General features: G+C 73.6%; 13 protein-coding genes. All 13 read right to left on the minus strand.

Annotation, left to right across the window (positions count from 1 at the left end):
- Positions 1 to 24: 24 nt before the first annotated feature.
- The 13 genes from ABZW10_RS12770 to ABZW10_RS12830 all read right to left on the minus strand — a co-directional run bounded on the left by ABZW10_RS12770 (position 25) and on the right by ABZW10_RS12830 (position 13,500).
- Positions 25 to 1,206: an epoxide hydrolase family protein gene (locus tag ABZW10_RS12770; protein ID WP_355363361.1), complete on the minus strand. Its 1,182-nt coding sequence runs from the start codon at positions 1,204 to 1,206 to the stop codon at positions 25 to 27.
- A gap of 53 nt (positions 1,207 to 1,259) precedes the next feature.
- Positions 1,260 to 2,291, minus strand: a complete 1,032-nt coding sequence (locus tag ABZW10_RS12775; protein ID WP_355363363.1) for a medium chain dehydrogenase/reductase family protein — start codon at positions 2,289 to 2,291, stop codon at positions 1,260 to 1,262.
- A gap of 170 nt (positions 2,292 to 2,461) precedes the next feature.
- Positions 2,462 to 3,004, minus strand: a complete 543-nt coding sequence (locus ABZW10_RS12780; protein ID WP_355363365.1) for a DinB family protein — start codon at positions 3,002 to 3,004, stop codon at positions 2,462 to 2,464.
- A 77-nt stretch (positions 3,005 to 3,081) separates the two neighbouring features.
- Positions 3,082 to 4,095, minus strand: a complete 1,014-nt coding sequence (locus ABZW10_RS12785) for a TIGR03571 family LLM class oxidoreductase (RefSeq protein WP_355363367.1) — start codon at positions 4,093 to 4,095, stop codon at positions 3,082 to 3,084.
- A 149-nt stretch (positions 4,096 to 4,244) separates the two neighbouring features.
- Positions 4,245 to 5,075: an aldo/keto reductase gene (locus tag ABZW10_RS12790; RefSeq protein WP_355363638.1), complete on the minus strand. Its 831-nt coding sequence runs from the start codon at positions 5,073 to 5,075 to the stop codon at positions 4,245 to 4,247.
- Positions 5,076 to 5,218: 143 nt separating this feature from the next.
- The gene (locus tag ABZW10_RS12795; protein ID WP_355363369.1) at positions 5,219 to 5,641 is read right to left on the minus strand and encodes a heme-binding protein; all 423 of its coding nucleotides are present in this window, start codon (positions 5,639 to 5,641) and stop codon (positions 5,219 to 5,221) included.
- A 51-nt stretch (positions 5,642 to 5,692) separates the two neighbouring features.
- Positions 5,693 to 6,898 (minus strand): MFS transporter, encoded by a 1,206-nt coding sequence (locus ABZW10_RS12800; RefSeq protein ID WP_355363371.1) that lies wholly within the window; start codon positions 6,896 to 6,898, stop codon positions 5,693 to 5,695.
- Positions 6,899 to 7,103: 205 nt separating this feature from the next.
- Positions 7,104 to 7,571 (minus strand): MarR family transcriptional regulator, encoded by a 468-nt coding sequence (locus tag ABZW10_RS12805; RefSeq protein ID WP_355363373.1) that lies wholly within the window; start codon positions 7,569 to 7,571, stop codon positions 7,104 to 7,106.
- A 149-nt stretch (positions 7,572 to 7,720) separates the two neighbouring features.
- Positions 7,721 to 8,881 carry a DUF6596 domain-containing protein gene (locus tag ABZW10_RS12810; protein WP_355363640.1) on the minus strand — a complete coding sequence of 387 codons (1,161 nt, stop codon included), beginning with the start codon at positions 8,879 to 8,881 and terminating at the stop codon, positions 7,721 to 7,723.
- Between the two features lie 8 nt (positions 8,882 to 8,889).
- Complete coding sequence (locus tag ABZW10_RS12815) at positions 8,890 to 9,297, minus strand: YciI family protein (RefSeq protein WP_355363375.1); 408 nt, start codon at positions 9,295 to 9,297, stop codon at positions 8,890 to 8,892.
- Between the two features lie 125 nt (positions 9,298 to 9,422).
- Positions 9,423 to 11,483, minus strand: coding sequence for a discoidin domain-containing protein (locus ABZW10_RS12820; RefSeq protein ID WP_355363377.1), 2,061 nt, complete (start codon positions 11,481 to 11,483; stop codon positions 9,423 to 9,425).
- Between the two features lie 191 nt (positions 11,484 to 11,674).
- Entirely contained in the window at positions 11,675 to 13,105 is a 1,431-nt protein-coding gene (locus tag ABZW10_RS12825) for an MFS transporter (RefSeq protein WP_355363379.1), read from the minus strand.
- Positions 13,102 to 13,500, minus strand: a complete 399-nt coding sequence (locus ABZW10_RS12830) for a hypothetical protein (RefSeq protein ID WP_355363381.1) — start codon at positions 13,498 to 13,500, stop codon at positions 13,102 to 13,104. The genes ABZW10_RS12825 and ABZW10_RS12830 overlap by 4 nt, the downstream gene beginning before the upstream one ends.
- Positions 13,501 to 13,544: the final 44 nt, after the last annotated feature.

A 13,544-nucleotide genomic window follows, 5' to 3' on the forward strand; every position in this document is an offset into this window, starting at 1 on the left:
GGTCGTCGCAGGGGTTCGTCGCGGCTACCGGCGTCCCTGTGCCGCGGCCCGGTAGGGGCGGAAGAACGTCCGCAGCTCCTCCGCGTAGAGCTCCGGCTCCTCGAACGGCGCGAAGTGGCCGCCGCGGGCCGGCTCGCTCAGGTGCACGAGGTTCGTCGTGCGCTCCAGCCAGGCGCGCGGCGGACGCAGCACGTCCCCGGCGAAGAGCGCGAAGCCGGACGGCACTTCGACGCGGCGGGCGAGCTGCTCCGCCGGGATGGCGGCGTTGGCGTGGTAGATCCGCATCGACGAGGCGATCGTCCCGGTCAGCCAGTAGATCGTCAGATTGGTGAGGATCTCGTCCCGGCTGAAGACCTGTTCGAGGTCGCCGTCGTTGTCGCTCCACGCCTGGAGCTTCTCGACGATCCACGCCGCCAGCCCGGCCGGTGAGTCGGTCAGGCCGACGGCGGCGCTCTGCGGCTTGGTGCGGTGGACGGCGCCGTACGCGCCCTCGCTCGCGCCCCAGGCCGCGACGTCCGCGAACCAGGCGCGCTCCTCGGGCGTGAGGCCGGCCGGATCACCGCCGGGGACCGGCAGGCCGGCGTCCATCCGGTGGACGGCCACCACCCGCCCGGGGTGGTCGAGGGCGAGGCAGCGGCTGACATGGCTGCCGAGGTCCCCTCCCGCCGCACCGAACCGCGGGTAGCCGAGCACGTCCATGAGCCGCGCCCACAGCCCGGCCACGGCGACGGTGTCGAGCGGGGCGCCGACGGGCCGGTCGGAGTAGCCGAAGCCCGGCAGGTCGGGCACGACCACGTCGAACGCGTCGGCCGGGTCGCCGCCGTGCGCGCCGGGGTCGGTCAGCAGCGGGACGACCTTGGAGTAGCGCCAGAACGAGTCCGGCCAGCCGTGGCTGAGCACCAGCGGCAGAACCGGGCCGGTGGGTGCGACGGCGCGCGCGTGAACGAAGTGGACGCCGAGTCCGCCCACCCGGGTGCGGTACCGCGGCAGCCGGGCGAGCGCCCGCTCCTGGGCCGGCCAGTCGAAGCCGTCCGCCCAGTACGCGACCAGTTCCCGCAGGTAGCCGACGTCCGTGCCGAGCGACCACCCCGCGTCCTCGGGGGCGTCCGGCCATCGGGTCGCCCGCAACCGGCTCTGCAGGTCGTCCAGTTCCGCGGGGGCGGTCTGCGGGCTGAAGGGCTCCACGCGGGAGGCGGCGTCCGGCATGGCGCCCATCCTAGGGCGGCGCGCCCCTCCGGCCCGGGTGCCCCGCGCGGGCGTCAGGGGACCAGGACCACCTTGCCGCTGACCGTTCCGGACTCGGCCAGGCGCAGCGCCTCGGCGGCGCTGGTGAGCGGGAGTTCGGCGGCGACGCGGGCAGAGACCTCGCCGCGGCGGACGGCGTCGAAGAGCTCGGTGAGGTCCTCCCGCAGACGGGCGCGGAAGCCGTCCCGGCCCAGGGCCCGGCCCGCCCAGATGTTGTAGAAGTGGGCGCGGCGCCCGTTGGGCAGGGTGTTCCAGAACCAGGTGCGGGCCAGGATCTTGAGCACCGGCCACTGCTTGGAGCCGGTGTCGTCCCGGGTGGAGGCGCTGCCGTAGGCGACCAGGGTGCCGCCGGGGGCGAGCAGGTGCCAGGAGTCGACCACGCTGCGCCCGCCGACGTGGTCGAACACCGCGTCCACTCCGCCGGGCGCCAGCTCCCGGACCCGGGCGGGGACGTCACCGGCCCGGTAGTCGACCGGGACGGCGCCCAGCTCGCGCAGCGCGTCGTGGTGCCGTGCGGAGGCCGTGCCGATCACCGCCGCGCCCGCCGCGCGGGCGAGTTGGACCAGCACCGAGCCGACGCCGCCGCTCGCGCCGTGCACCAGGACGGTCTGCCCGGGGCGCACCCGGGCCAGCCGGTGCAGCATCTGCCGGGCGGTGATGCCGTTGACCACCACGGTCTCCGCCTCGGCCGGGGTGAGGCCGTCCGGCACGGGCACCGCGTCCGCGGCGTCGAGCGCGACATGGCTCGCCCACCCGCCGGTCTTCACCAGCGCCGCCACCCGCCGGCCGGTCAGGGCCGGGTCGACGCCCTCGCCGGCGGCCAGCACCCGGCCCACCAGGTCGTAGCCGGGGACGAAGGGGAACGGCGGCTGGTCGTAGTACCGCCCGCGGCGCATCTGCTGTTCGGCGAACGAGACGCCGGTCGCCTCCACGCCGATCACGACCCGGCCCCGGCCGGGCTGCGGCACCGCACCCCGGCGGATCTCCAGCCCCTCCGGGGCCACCACACCCGGCAGGACGACTTCGAGCAGGCGCTGGTCACTCATGGCCGCACCCTCCTGTTCCATAGAGGCTTTTGTGTTCGTTATAAGTTGTAACTCCTTGCCTCTGTGAGTGTCAACAACTTCAGTGAGACCCTCTAACTCTGCGGGGGTGGCCGCGATGGCCCCGGCGTGCGTCACGGGACGCGCGCCGGGGACGGGCTGCCCGGCGGCGCTCAGCCCATCGACTTGGCGCCGTCCAGGGACTCCCGCAGGATGTCGGCGTGGCCCGCGTGCTGCGCGGTCTCGCCGATGATGCCCAGCACCACCCGGCGGGCCGAGCGGCGGGCGCCGGGCTCGTACCACGGCGCCGGCGGCAGCGGCTGGGAGACGTCGAGGTCCGGCAGGGCGGCGATCAGCTCGTCCGTGCGGCGCGCGGTCCCGGCGTACTCGGCGAGCACGCCGGCCAGCGTCTCCCCGGGCAGCAGGCGGAAGTTGTCCGCCCACTTCTCCTGCTCGGCCGGCGTCATGCTGGTGAAGTCGGGCATCGCGGACGGGCCTTCGAGGATGAAGTCGACCCAGGCCCGCTCGACGGCCGAGACGTGCTTGATGAGGCCGCCCAGGCACAGTTCGCCGGCGGTGGTGCGCAGCGCGGCCTGCTCGTCGGTCAGGTCGCGCGTGGTGTGGCGCAGGTAGTGACGCTGCGTCGCGAGCTGCTCCAGCAGGTCGGCCCGCTCGCCGGTGATCGCAGGGGCGGTGGTGGCCGTGGTGCCGCTCATGTCCGTACCTCCGTGGGGTGCCGTGTCCTTGACGGTCCGTTGCCGTCCGACGTGTTCCACGATAGGAGTCGTATAGGTCAGATTCTGTCCTCGACTGCCGGGGCGGCCTCGGGCGTGGGGAAGTGCGGCAGCACGTGCTCGGCGAGCTCGTGCAGCAGCTCCTCGATCGGCCGGTCGTTGGGGCGCAGGTTGAACGAGACATGGGAGACGCCGAGCTCGGCCATCGCCTCCAGGTGGTCCACCAGGGCGTTGCGGCCGGTGCTCAGGCCGAGCCGGATGGGGGCGGCCGGGGCGTCGGGGTCCTCCTGGAGGGTGAGGACCATGGGCGTCAGATACGGCTTGGCGCCGTCGGTCCGCTGCCGCCACTCCCGGGCCTTGATCCGTAGCGCGCCCAGGTCGCGCGGGTAGTTGAGGGAGGCGTCGACGTTCTCGGCGATCCACTCCGGGGTCTGCTGGGCGCCGCCGGCGACGGCGACCGGGATCCCGGCCGGGTGCACCGGCCGCGGCAGCACCTCCAGCTGCCGGTCCGCGCCGAGGCCGACCGCGGGAAGCTCCAGCGGTCCGCCGCGCCAGGCGGCGCGCAGGGTCGCGACGCCCTCGCGGAACGCCGCGCCGCGGGACTGGAAGTCGCGCCGGAACAGCGGGTACTCCACCGGGCGGTCGCCGCTGGCCAGGCCCAGCAGCATGCGCCCGCCGGACAGCACGTCGACGGTGGCGGCGGCCTTGGCGACCAGCAGCGGCTCGCGCAGCGGCAGGACGGTCGCACCGGTGCCGAGGACGACGTTCTCGGTGACGGCGGCGAGGTGGCCGAGGTGGGTGAAGGTCTCGAAGACGGTGCCGGCGTCGCCGAACTGGAGCGGGTCGTAGAGCGGGACGTCGCGCAGCCACAGGGCGGCGAAGCCGAGCCGGTCGGCCAGCCGTGCGCGCTCGGTGTGCGCCGTGAGGTCGGGGACGCCGAACGGCAGGCCGGCGGCGCGGTCGGCGCGTCCGCGCTCGGGGCCCCAGTCGTTGTCCAGGGGCAGTTCGAGGCCGAGGGTGAGCCGTCCGTCGCCGGGGGCGATGCGGGCGAGGGCGGGGTGGGCGGAGGCCATGGCGGATCCTTCCGGGGCGGTGGGAGCGGTGGGAGCGGGCGGAGCGGTGGGAGCGGGCGGAGCGGTGGGAGCGGGCGGAGCGGGAACGGCGGACGCCCCCGCTGCGCCCCGGTCGGTCGGCCGGTGGTGGAGCGGGGGCGTCGGGAGGATCAGTTGAACTGGTCCGGGTGCGGGCCGGTGCGCAGGCCCCGGTCGGTCGCGCCGATCGCGTCCATGTCCGCGCCGGTCAGCTCGAAGTCGAAGACGTCGAGGTTCTGGCGGATGCGGGCCGGGGTGACCGACTTGGGGATCACGATGTTGCCCAGCTGCAGGTGCCAGCGCAGCACCACCTGGGCGGGCGACTTGCCGGTGCGCTCGGCGATCGCGGTGATCGCCGGGTCGTCCAGGACGGCGCCCTGGGCGAGCGGGCTCCAGGCCTCGGTGGCGATGCCGTGCCGGGCGTGGAAGGCGCGCAGCTCGGTCTGCTGGAGGCCGGGGTGCAGCTCGACCTGGTTGACGGCCGGGACGAGTTCGCTGTTGTCCAGCAGGCGCCGGAGGTGGGCGGGCTGGAAGTTGGAGACACCGGCGGCGCGGATCCGGCCCTCGGCGGCGAGGCGCTCGATGGCGCGCCAGGAGTCGAGGTAGCGGTCCCTGGCCGGGGTGGGCCAGTGGATCAGGTAGAGGTCGACGGTCTCCAGGCCCAGCTTGGCGAGGCTGGCGTCGAAGGCGCGCAGCGTCTCGTCGTAGCCCTGGTCGGCGTTCCACAGCTTGGTGGTGATGAAGAGGTCGTCGCGCGGCACGCCGCCCTCGGCCAGGGCCCGGCCGACGCCGGCCTCGTTGCCGTAGATCGCGGCGGTGTCGATGCTGCGGTAGCCGGCCTCCAGGGCGCCGGTGACGGCGGCGGTGGTCCGGTCGTCCGGGACCTGGAAGACACCGAAGCCGAGCTGGGGGATCTCGACGCCGTTGTTGAGCTTCACGGTGGGGACGGTGGGGGCGTTCATGGTGGTACCGGTCTTTCGGTCGGTGCGGTTGCTGAGGGTGTGGCGGACGGTCCGGTCCTCGGTGTCGTCGCCCGCTATGTGGTCGAGGTCCCCGGTGCCCGGGCGCTCACCGTGGCCGGTGAAGACCTCGCGAGGGGTGCGGCTCACCGGGGCAGCTCCTGGAGGGCGGCGGTGGCGAAGGAGTGGTCCTGCTCCGGGGCGCCGCCGCCGAGGCCGATGGCGCCGACGAGGCGGCCGTCGCGGTGGACGGGGACGCCGCCGGCGATGAACAGCAGCGGACGGTCGAGCGCGGTCGGCAGCGAGTGGAACGGGCCGTCGGGCTTGACCAGGTCGACCAGGTCGGCGGTCGGGGCGTTCAGCTGCAGCGCGGTGTAGGCCTTGCGGGTGCTGGTCTCGCCGGAGATCAGGACGGCCCGGTCGTCGCGGCGGAAGGCGAGCAGGTGGCCCCCGGCGTCGAGGACGGTGACGCTGACCGGGACCCCGGCCGCCTCGGCGGCGGCGCGGGCGGCGGTGATCAGGGTCTCGGCGTCGGCGGTGGTCAGCGGGGTCACGGTGGTGGTGCTCATGGGGGTGGTTCTCCTGAGGTGAGGGGGAGCCGGACGGGGAGGGTGGGGCGGTCAGTGGTGGACCGGGACGGCGGCGGCGACGGGGTCGGCCGAGGTCGAGGTCGCGGTCACGGGGGTGCGGCGCTCCAGGGCGGCGGACCAGATGGCGAGGACGAGGGCCGCGGCGGCGAGCACGGCGCCGACCCAGTTCGGCGAGGTGTAGCCGAGGCCGGCGGTGATGACCATGCCGCCGAGCCAGGCGGCGAGGGCGTTGCCGAGGTTGAAGGCGCCGATGTTCACGGCGGAGGCCAGGGTGGGCGCCCCGTGGGCCTGGTCAAGCACCCGCTTCTGCAGCGGTGGGACGGTGGCGAAGCCGAGCGCCCCGACGAGCATGATGGTGATCGCGGCCAGCACCTTGTTGTGCGCGGTCAGGGTGAACAGCGCCAGGACGACGGCGAGGCCGCCCAGGGTGGCGTAGAGCATCGGCATCAGCTTGCGGTCGGCGTACTTGCCGCCGAGCAGGTTGCCGAGGAACATGCCGATGCCGAAGAGGACCAGCAGCCAGGTGACCGCGCCGTCCGAGTAGCCCGCCACATGGGTCATCATCGGGGCGATGTAGGTGATCGCGGCGAAGACACCACCGAAACCGAGCACGGTCATCGCCATGGCGAGCAGGACCTGCGGGTTGCGGAAGGCGGTCAGCTCGCGGCGCAGGTGGGCGCCCTCGGGCCGGGGCATGGCGGGGACGAGCTTGGCGATGCCGAGCAGTCCGACGATGCCGAGCGCGGCGACACCGGCGAAGGTGATGCGCCAGCCGACGGCCTGGCCGATGTAGGTGCCGAGCGGCACGCCGACGATGTTGGCGATGGTCAGACCGGTGAACATGGTGGCGATGGCGCCGGCCTTCCTGTCCGGGGCGACCAGGTCGGCGGCGACGACGGAGCCGATGCCGAAGAACGCGCCGTGGGCGAGCGAGGCGACCACGCGGCCGGCGAGCATCATGCCGAACGAGGGGGCGAGGGCCGAGACCAGGTTGCCGAGCACGAACAGGCCCATCAGCAGCATGAGCATCCGCTTGCGGCTGACCTTGGTGCCGAGCACGGTCAGCAGCGGTGCGCCGAGGACGACGCCGAGGGCGTAGCCGGTGACCAGCAGGCCCGCAGTGGGGATGGAGACGCCGTAGTCGGCGGCGATCTCGGGCAGCAGGCCCATGATCACGAATTCGGTGGTGCCGATGCCGAAGGCGCCGACGGCCAGAGCGAGCAGTGCGAGAGGCATTGGGCTCGACCCTTCTGTGATTGCTTGAGTGAGCTCCTTGCGTGTCTTCACAATAATTGCAGGCGCGCTATAAGTGCAAGCGCGGGCTGTGGTCGTTCTCTGGATGTCGGCGATCACATGGTGTCGTCGGGCCGGGGTTGCGGGGGCATGAAAAACCGGCCCCAGCGAGGTGCTGGGGCCGGTCGGGGGAGGCGGGGGCGGGTGGCTAGCCGAGACGTGCCGGGGTCTCCACGGCCTCGACGGCCTCCACCAGCGAGGCCAGCTCGGGATTGCGCGCGGCCTCGCCGAGCGCCTCGCGCAGCGCGGCGTCATTGGTCGGCCGGGCCTCCTCCAGCAGCTTCAGCCCCTCCTCGCTGACATTGGTGTAGATGCCGCGGCGGTCGGTGGGGCAGAGGTAGCGGGCCAGCAGGCCGCGGTCCTCCAGGCGGGTGACCAGTCGCGTCGTGGCGCTCTGGCTGAGCACGACCGCGTCGGCGACCTGCTTCATCTGGAGGTGGCCGCCCTCGCCGTCGTGCTGCCGGCTGAGGACGTCGAGCAGCGAGTACTCCCGCACGCTCAGGTCGTGCTTGGACTGCAGGGCGCGCTCGATGTGCGACTCGATCCTGCCGTGCAGGAGGGAAAGCGCACCCCAGCCGCTGGCCAGGGCGGTGAGCGCGGGGTCCGTGGCGGTCATGAGGCCGGTCTCCTTCCGAATGTGGCTGTACCCAAGGGTAAGCCATGAAGGTGAATACCGGCTAGGGCCCATATACAGCTACTGCAAGTATCTTTCGTCCGGGGGACCGGGGCGGTCGCAACCCGCCCGCCGCGGGCCGGCGGGCACGCTCATGGCTGCTCCCGGTCCGCCGCGAGCGCGGTGTTGATCCGGGCCGCCCGGCGCGTCAGATGGTCCCGCTCGGCGAGGTTGGGCGCCTCGCGGGCCGCCTCGGCGTACAGTCGCGCCGCCGTCGCCCGCTCGCCGGCCCGCTCACGCAGGTGGGCCTCCGCCGCCGTGCGGCGCGGCAGCCCGGCGTCCACCTCCGCCAGCGCCGCCAGCCCGGCCCGCGGCCCGTCCGCCTCGCCGACCGCCACCGCGCGGTTGAGCCGCACCACCGGACTGCCGGTCAGCCGCAGCAGTTCGTCGTACCACTCGACGATCTGCACCCAGTCCGTCTCCTCGGCCGTCCGCGCGTCCGCGTGCAGGGCCGCGACGGCCGCCTGCGCCTGGAACTCGCCCAGCCGGTCGCGGGCGAGGGCCGCCTGGAGGATCGCCACGCCCTCGGCGATCGCCGCGGTGTCCCAGCGGGAGCGGTCCTGCTCGGCGAGCGGCACCAGGCTGCCGTCCGGGGCGGTCCGGGCGGCCCGCCGGGCGTGGTGGAGCAGCATCAGGGCGAGCAGCCCGGCCACCTCGGGGTGGTCGACCCGGGCCGCCAGCTGCCGGGTCAGCCGGATCGCCTCGGCGGCGAGGTCGACATCGCCCGAGTAACCCTCGTTGAACACCAGGTAGAGCACCCGCAGCACGGTCGCGACATCGCCCGGCCGGTCGAAGCGCACACCGGAGACGGTGCGCTTGGCCCGGCTGATCCGCTGCGCCATGGTCGCCTCGGGCACCAGGTAGGCCCGGGCGATCTGGCGGGTGGTGAGCCCGCCGACGGCGCGCAGGGTGAGCGCCACCGCCGAGGCCGGCGTCAGCGAGGGGTGGGCGCACAGGAAGTACAGCCGCAGCGTGTCGTCGAGCGCGGGGGCCGGCCCGGGGGCCGGCTCCTCCTCGACCCGGTCCTCGCGGCGGCGCCGGGCGGAGTCCGCCCGGGCCGCGTCGAGGAACTTGCGCCAGGCCACGGTGACCAGCCACCCCTTCGGCTCGGCCGGAGGCCCCGCGGGCCACACCCGCAGGGCCTCCACCAGGGCGTCCTGGACGGCGTCCTCGGCCGCCGCGAAGTCGGCTCCGCGGCGGACGAGGACGGCGAGCACCTCCGGGGTGAGGCTGCGGAGCAGGGCCTCGTCCACGGGAGTGGTCACTCCGTGATGGTCGGCGAGAAGGCGAGGAACGGACGCAGCTCCAGCCACTCGTGGATCGGCCGGCCGCCCGCCCCCGGAGCGGCGGACAGCTCGCCGGCCAGCTCGACGGCGCGCTCGTAGGTGTCGACGTCGATCACCATCCAGCCGGCGATGAGGTCCTTGGTCTCCGCGAACGGGCCGTCGGTGACCGGCGGCCGGCCCTCGCCGTCGTAGCGGACCCACGCCCCCTCGGGGGCGAGCGCCTGGCCGTCGACGTACTCGCCGCTCTTCTCCAGCCGGTTCGCGAAGTCGCGCATGTACTGCATGTGCGCCTCGATCTCCTCCGGGGTCCACTGGTCCATGGGCACGCAGTTGACCGCCTCCGGGGCGCCGCGGTAGTGCTTCAGCAGCAGGTACTTGGCCATGGTGACCCTCTCCTCGCAGTTCGTGCGGCCCATTGTGGCCGCCTTCGACCCTGGGACGGAGCCGCCCGCCGCTTCTCGACACCACCGCCGGAACCACGTCGAGGAATTTCGCCCGCCCGGCCCCGTCAGCTCCGGTGGACGCCCACCTCGTACAGCGAGTACCCCCACGAGGTGGCCCGCTGCTCGCCGCGGATCCGCACCTGGCGGGCCGGGACGGCGGGGAACAGTGCGGTGTCCAGACCGCCGTCGCCGGAGGCGGTGGACCACACCGTCCGCCAGGTCGTCCCGTCGGTGGACACCTCGATCCGGTAGGCCCGGGCGTAGGCGCGCTCCCAGTCCAGGGTGACCCGGCCGACCAGGGTGGTGGCGGGCAGGTCGATCCGCAGCCACTGGTCGTCGCTCCAGTCGCTGGCCCAGCGGCTGGAGCCGTTGCCGTCCACGGCCCGGGCGGCCCCGAAGTCGGTGAACGGGTTCCACTCGGCCGAGCTCGCCGAGGCGGTGGCGCCCGCCGCGAGGTTCACCTCGGACCGGTGCCGCTCGGCGGCGCCCCAGGTGGTGAGGTAGGACTCCGCGCCGCGGAACAGGTCGTCGACCACGCCCTGCCCGCCGACCTGCCGGATGTCCTCGATCCAGTCCGGCACCAGGCCGTAGTGCGCGGCGCCGTCGGTGTTGACGTCCCAGGTGCGGCTGCCGGCGGTGGCGCGCTCGACCACGGAGCCGCCGTCGGCGGTGCGGAACGGGTAGCGCACCGGGTTCGCGGTCCCGGCCCCGCGCGGACCGGGCCAGCCGCCCACGCCGTTCATGTCGGTCCCGTAGCCGTAGCCGACCCCGTACTTGTCGCGCAGCGCGTCGGTGCGCTTCGCCTCCGCGCTGAACGCCTCCGCGCCGTTCATGTACTGGGCGACGAAGCCGCCGAGCCGGTAGACGCGCTCCGTCCAGCCGAGGTCCATCCAGCTGTGCGAGGAGAGCGCGCCCGGGTACGACACGGACTCCAGCACGTCCAGTGCCCGCCCGGCGGCCTTGACGCTCATGTGGTCCAGCTCCAGCATCATGCCGCGCCGCATCATCCCGCGCAGGGCGTACTCGCCCAGCTCGGTCAGCCCGCGGGTGTTGCACTGCGCTCCGGCCGCGTACGAGGGCAGCGCCACCCCGGCGGGGAGCCGGCTCTGGACGGAGGCCGGCGCGGGTGCCAGGCCGATCGGATTGTCGTGCTGCGGGCCGGTGCACTGCTCGGTCTGCCAGAAGGTGCCGGTCGACAGGAACTGGCCGGCGTTGATCGCCGCGCCCAGCGAGCCCTCGTCGAACCGCACCCCGCACAGCGCGTTGTCGAACTTGTGGCAGAGGAACATGCTGCGCACACCGAGCCCGTACAGCTCGTCGAGGCCGCGGTCGATGTCCGCCTGGCCGCACTGGGCGACGTCGAGCACCTGCTTGCAGCCGAACGGCTCCGAGGTCTCCACCCCGAGCACGACGGCGAGCTTGCCCTGGCGGACCACCTCGCGCGCCTGTGTGCTGGTGGTGACGATCCGGAACCAGCCCTTGCCCGGCCCGCCGTACATCCGGTCGACGTAGGCCTGCATCTCCCAGCTCTTCTGCGCCTGCAGGCGGATCGAGGTCATCTCGTCGCAGCTGCGGTCCTTGAAGAAGTAGACCGAGCAGATCACCCCGTTGGTCACCAGGTCGTTGACGAGCACCCGCTCGCCGCCGCGCCAGGCGCGTTCCACCCAGGCGTAGTAGTTCTGCTGGTGGGTGAGCGAGTCATGGGCGGGCCAGTCGGCGAAGGTGGGCCAGCCGACCGGGTCGTGCTTGCCGTCGCCGCCCTTGGTGATCATGTCGAAGAGGGCGAGCGAGCCGTCGGGGTAGTGCTCCGGGCAGTCCTTGAGGGCGTCCTCGACGCCCGCCTCGGAGAAGGCCTTGCCGCAGATCAGACGGCCGCCGAAGGCCTCGTTGGCCAGGACGTGGTCGTGCGCGTCGACGAAGCCGCGGACGCGGCCCTGGGCGTCGGTGCCGGTGAACGGTTCGCCCGTGACGCCGATGGCGGCGTCGGGCGCCGGCCGGGCGACCGGGTCCCACCAGTCGGTGGTGCCCGCCCCCTGGGCCGGGGCGGCGAGCGCGGCGGCGACCAGGGCGAGCAGCGCGGCGAGCAGGGTGGCGAATCGGAGACGTGCGTGGGGGAGTCGGCTCATGGGGAACCCCGGTTCCGGACGGGCGGACGACGCGGTCGACGCCCGGTCGCCCGGGGCACGGCACGGCACCCGGACCGGCCGCCGGGTCCCGCGTACTCGGTGTGACGAGAATCGCCACTGTTGGACATTTCGTCAATAGTGTTGGCAGGACCGGCCGTTCCGCATGCTCCGGCGGGGCGTCGCGCCTGCCGTCAGGCCCCGGCCCGGGCCCCGGCCCCGCCCCCGGCCGCGGCGTCCTGCGCGGTCGGCGGCCGGTCGTGCGGCAGGAACAGCGCCGCGCCGAGGCCGACGACGCCGAAGCCGGCGAGCGCGATCATCGCCGCCGCGTAGCCGTTGCGGGTGAGCTCGGAGACCAGGATGGTGCCGGCGACGGCGGTGCCCAGCGAGGAGCCGAGGTTGGAGATGCTGCGGGACAGGCCCGAGATCTCGCCCTGGCGGCTGTCCGGGAAGGCGGACTGCACCACGTTGACCGACGGGGTGAGCATCAGACCGAGCCCGAGGCCGATCAGCAGCAGGCCGGGGGTGAAGGCCCAGGCGCCGTCGAAGGAGCGCACCAGCAGGAGCAGCAGGACGATGCCGGCGGTGGTGGTCGCGAAGCCGGTGACGATCAGCGTGCGCTGGGCACGGCGCTTCGCCAGCCGTTCGGCGGCGAGCGAGGAGACCAGCAGCCCCAGGGTGGCGGCGGTGAAGACGCCGCCGGTGGCGATCGCGCTGTAGCCGCGGACCACCTGGAGGTAGGCGCCGACGGTGAACGAGACGCCCATCAGGACCAGCCACTGGGCGTTCTGGGTGACCAGGCCCAGGTTGGAGACCCGGTTGTGGAACAGGCTGGTGGCCAGCAGCGGTTCGCGGCCCGCGCGCTCCAGCCGGCGGATCCAGTGGAAGAAGCCGGCCAGCACGACGGCTCCGGCGGCCAGCAGGGCGATCATCAGCCAGGCGTTGTTGTCCGCCGCCAGGATGCCGGTGACCAGCAGCACCAGACCGCCCGCGGACAGCACCGCGCCGACGAGGTCGAACGGCCGGTCGGGGTCGGCGGGCAGCGGGTCCTCCAGGGTGCGGGTGAGGAACAGGATCGCGGCGACCACCACGGCCTGGAAGCCGAAGTTGGCCCGCCAGTCGATCGCGGTGGTGAGCAGGCCGCCGATGAGCGGACCGGCCGCCGCGCCGATGCCGCCCAGGGCCATGATCGTGCCGAAGGCGCGGGCCCGGGCGGCGGTGCCGGTGAACAGCAGGGTGGTCAGGATGTAGACCGGGGGGATCAGCAGGGCGGTGCCGACGCCCTCCAGCACCGAGTTGCCGAGGATCAGCACGCCCAGCCCGGGGGCCGCCGCGCTGAGCACGGCGCCGACGCCGTAGACGGCGAGGCCCAGCATCAGGCAGCGCTTGCGGCCCCAGCGGTCGGTGAGCTTGCCGCCGGGGATCATCAGGGCGGCCATCACCAGCAGGAAGACGGTGATCGCCACCTGGACGCCCTGGACGCTGGTGTCGAGGTCCGCGCTGATGTCGTTGATCATCACATTCATGCTGGAGCCGGCGAAGCTGCAGATGAACTGGGCCAGGGCCAGCGGGGCCAGGACCCGCCGCCCGTCGGCCCGGGCGGGACGGGCGGCGGCGGTGGTCATGCCCCGCTCCGTTCGTAGGGCGCGGTGAGCACCGCGTACAGCGCGGCCACGTCGATGGCGATGATCATGAGCGACCAGGCGGGGTAGCTCGCCACGAAGACGAACTGCACGAAGACGTTGGCGCACAGCACCGCCACCGGGAACCAGCGGCTGGGGAGGTCGCCGGTGAGCAGCGTGATGCCGGCCAGGCCCTGGGCGACGGCCAGCGCGAGCACCGCCCAGCCGAGGCTGTGCAGGTCGCCGAAGACGTAGCGGTCGGTACCGGTGACGACGGGCGAGTCGATCAGCGCCGCGATCGCGTCCCACCCGTTGAACAGGGCCAGCAGGATCAGCGCCACGCCCGCGAACGGCAGCAGGTTGCGGCGCGGTCGCGCCGGGTGGGTGGATGAGGCCATGGCGCCGGGCTCCTTTCGCGGTCCTGCGGTCCTGCAGTGCTGCG

Origin of the sequence: Kitasatospora sp. NPDC004723 (assembly GCF_040609255.1) — a bacterium.
In the GTDB taxonomy this organism is placed as follows: Bacteria; Actinomycetota; Actinomycetes; order Streptomycetales; family Streptomycetaceae; genus Kitasatospora.

Bases quoted from the DNA above. Each gene is read 5' to 3' on its own strand.
- ABZW10_RS12770 (WP_355363361.1), bottom strand. From the start codon at position 1,206: ATGCCGGACGCCGCCTCCCGCGTGGAGCCCTTCAGCCCGCAGACCGCC.
- ABZW10_RS12775 (WP_355363363.1), bottom strand. From the start codon at position 2,291: ATGAGTGACCAGCGCCTGCTCGAAGTCGTCCTGCCGGGTGTGGTGGCC.
- ABZW10_RS12780 (WP_355363365.1), bottom strand. From the start codon at position 3,004: ATGAGCGGCACCACGGCCACCACCGCCCCTGCGATCACCGGCGAGCGG.
- ABZW10_RS12785 (WP_355363367.1), bottom strand. From the start codon at position 4,095: ATGGCCTCCGCCCACCCCGCCCTCGCCCGCATCGCCCCCGGCGACGGA.
- ABZW10_RS12790 (WP_355363638.1), bottom strand. From the start codon at position 5,075: ATGAACGCCCCCACCGTCCCCACCGTGAAGCTCAACAACGGCGTCGAG.
- ABZW10_RS12795 (WP_355363369.1), bottom strand. From the start codon at position 5,641: ATGAGCACCACCACCGTGACCCCGCTGACCACCGCCGACGCCGAGACC.
- ABZW10_RS12800 (WP_355363371.1), bottom strand. From the start codon at position 6,898: ATGCCTCTCGCACTGCTCGCTCTGGCCGTCGGCGCCTTCGGCATCGGC.
- ABZW10_RS12805 (WP_355363373.1), bottom strand. From the start codon at position 7,571: ATGACCGCCACGGACCCCGCGCTCACCGCCCTGGCCAGCGGCTGGGGT.
- ABZW10_RS12815 (WP_355363375.1), bottom strand. From the start codon at position 9,297: ATGGCCAAGTACCTGCTGCTGAAGCACTACCGCGGCGCCCCGGAGGCG.
- ABZW10_RS12820 (WP_355363377.1), bottom strand. From the start codon at position 11,483: ATGAGCCGACTCCCCCACGCACGTCTCCGATTCGCCACCCTGCTCGCC.
- ABZW10_RS12825 (WP_355363379.1), bottom strand. From the start codon at position 13,105: ATGACCACCGCCGCCGCCCGTCCCGCCCGGGCCGACGGGCGGCGGGTC.
- ABZW10_RS12830 (WP_355363381.1), bottom strand. From the start codon at position 13,500: ATGGCCTCATCCACCCACCCGGCGCGACCGCGCCGCAACCTGCTGCCG.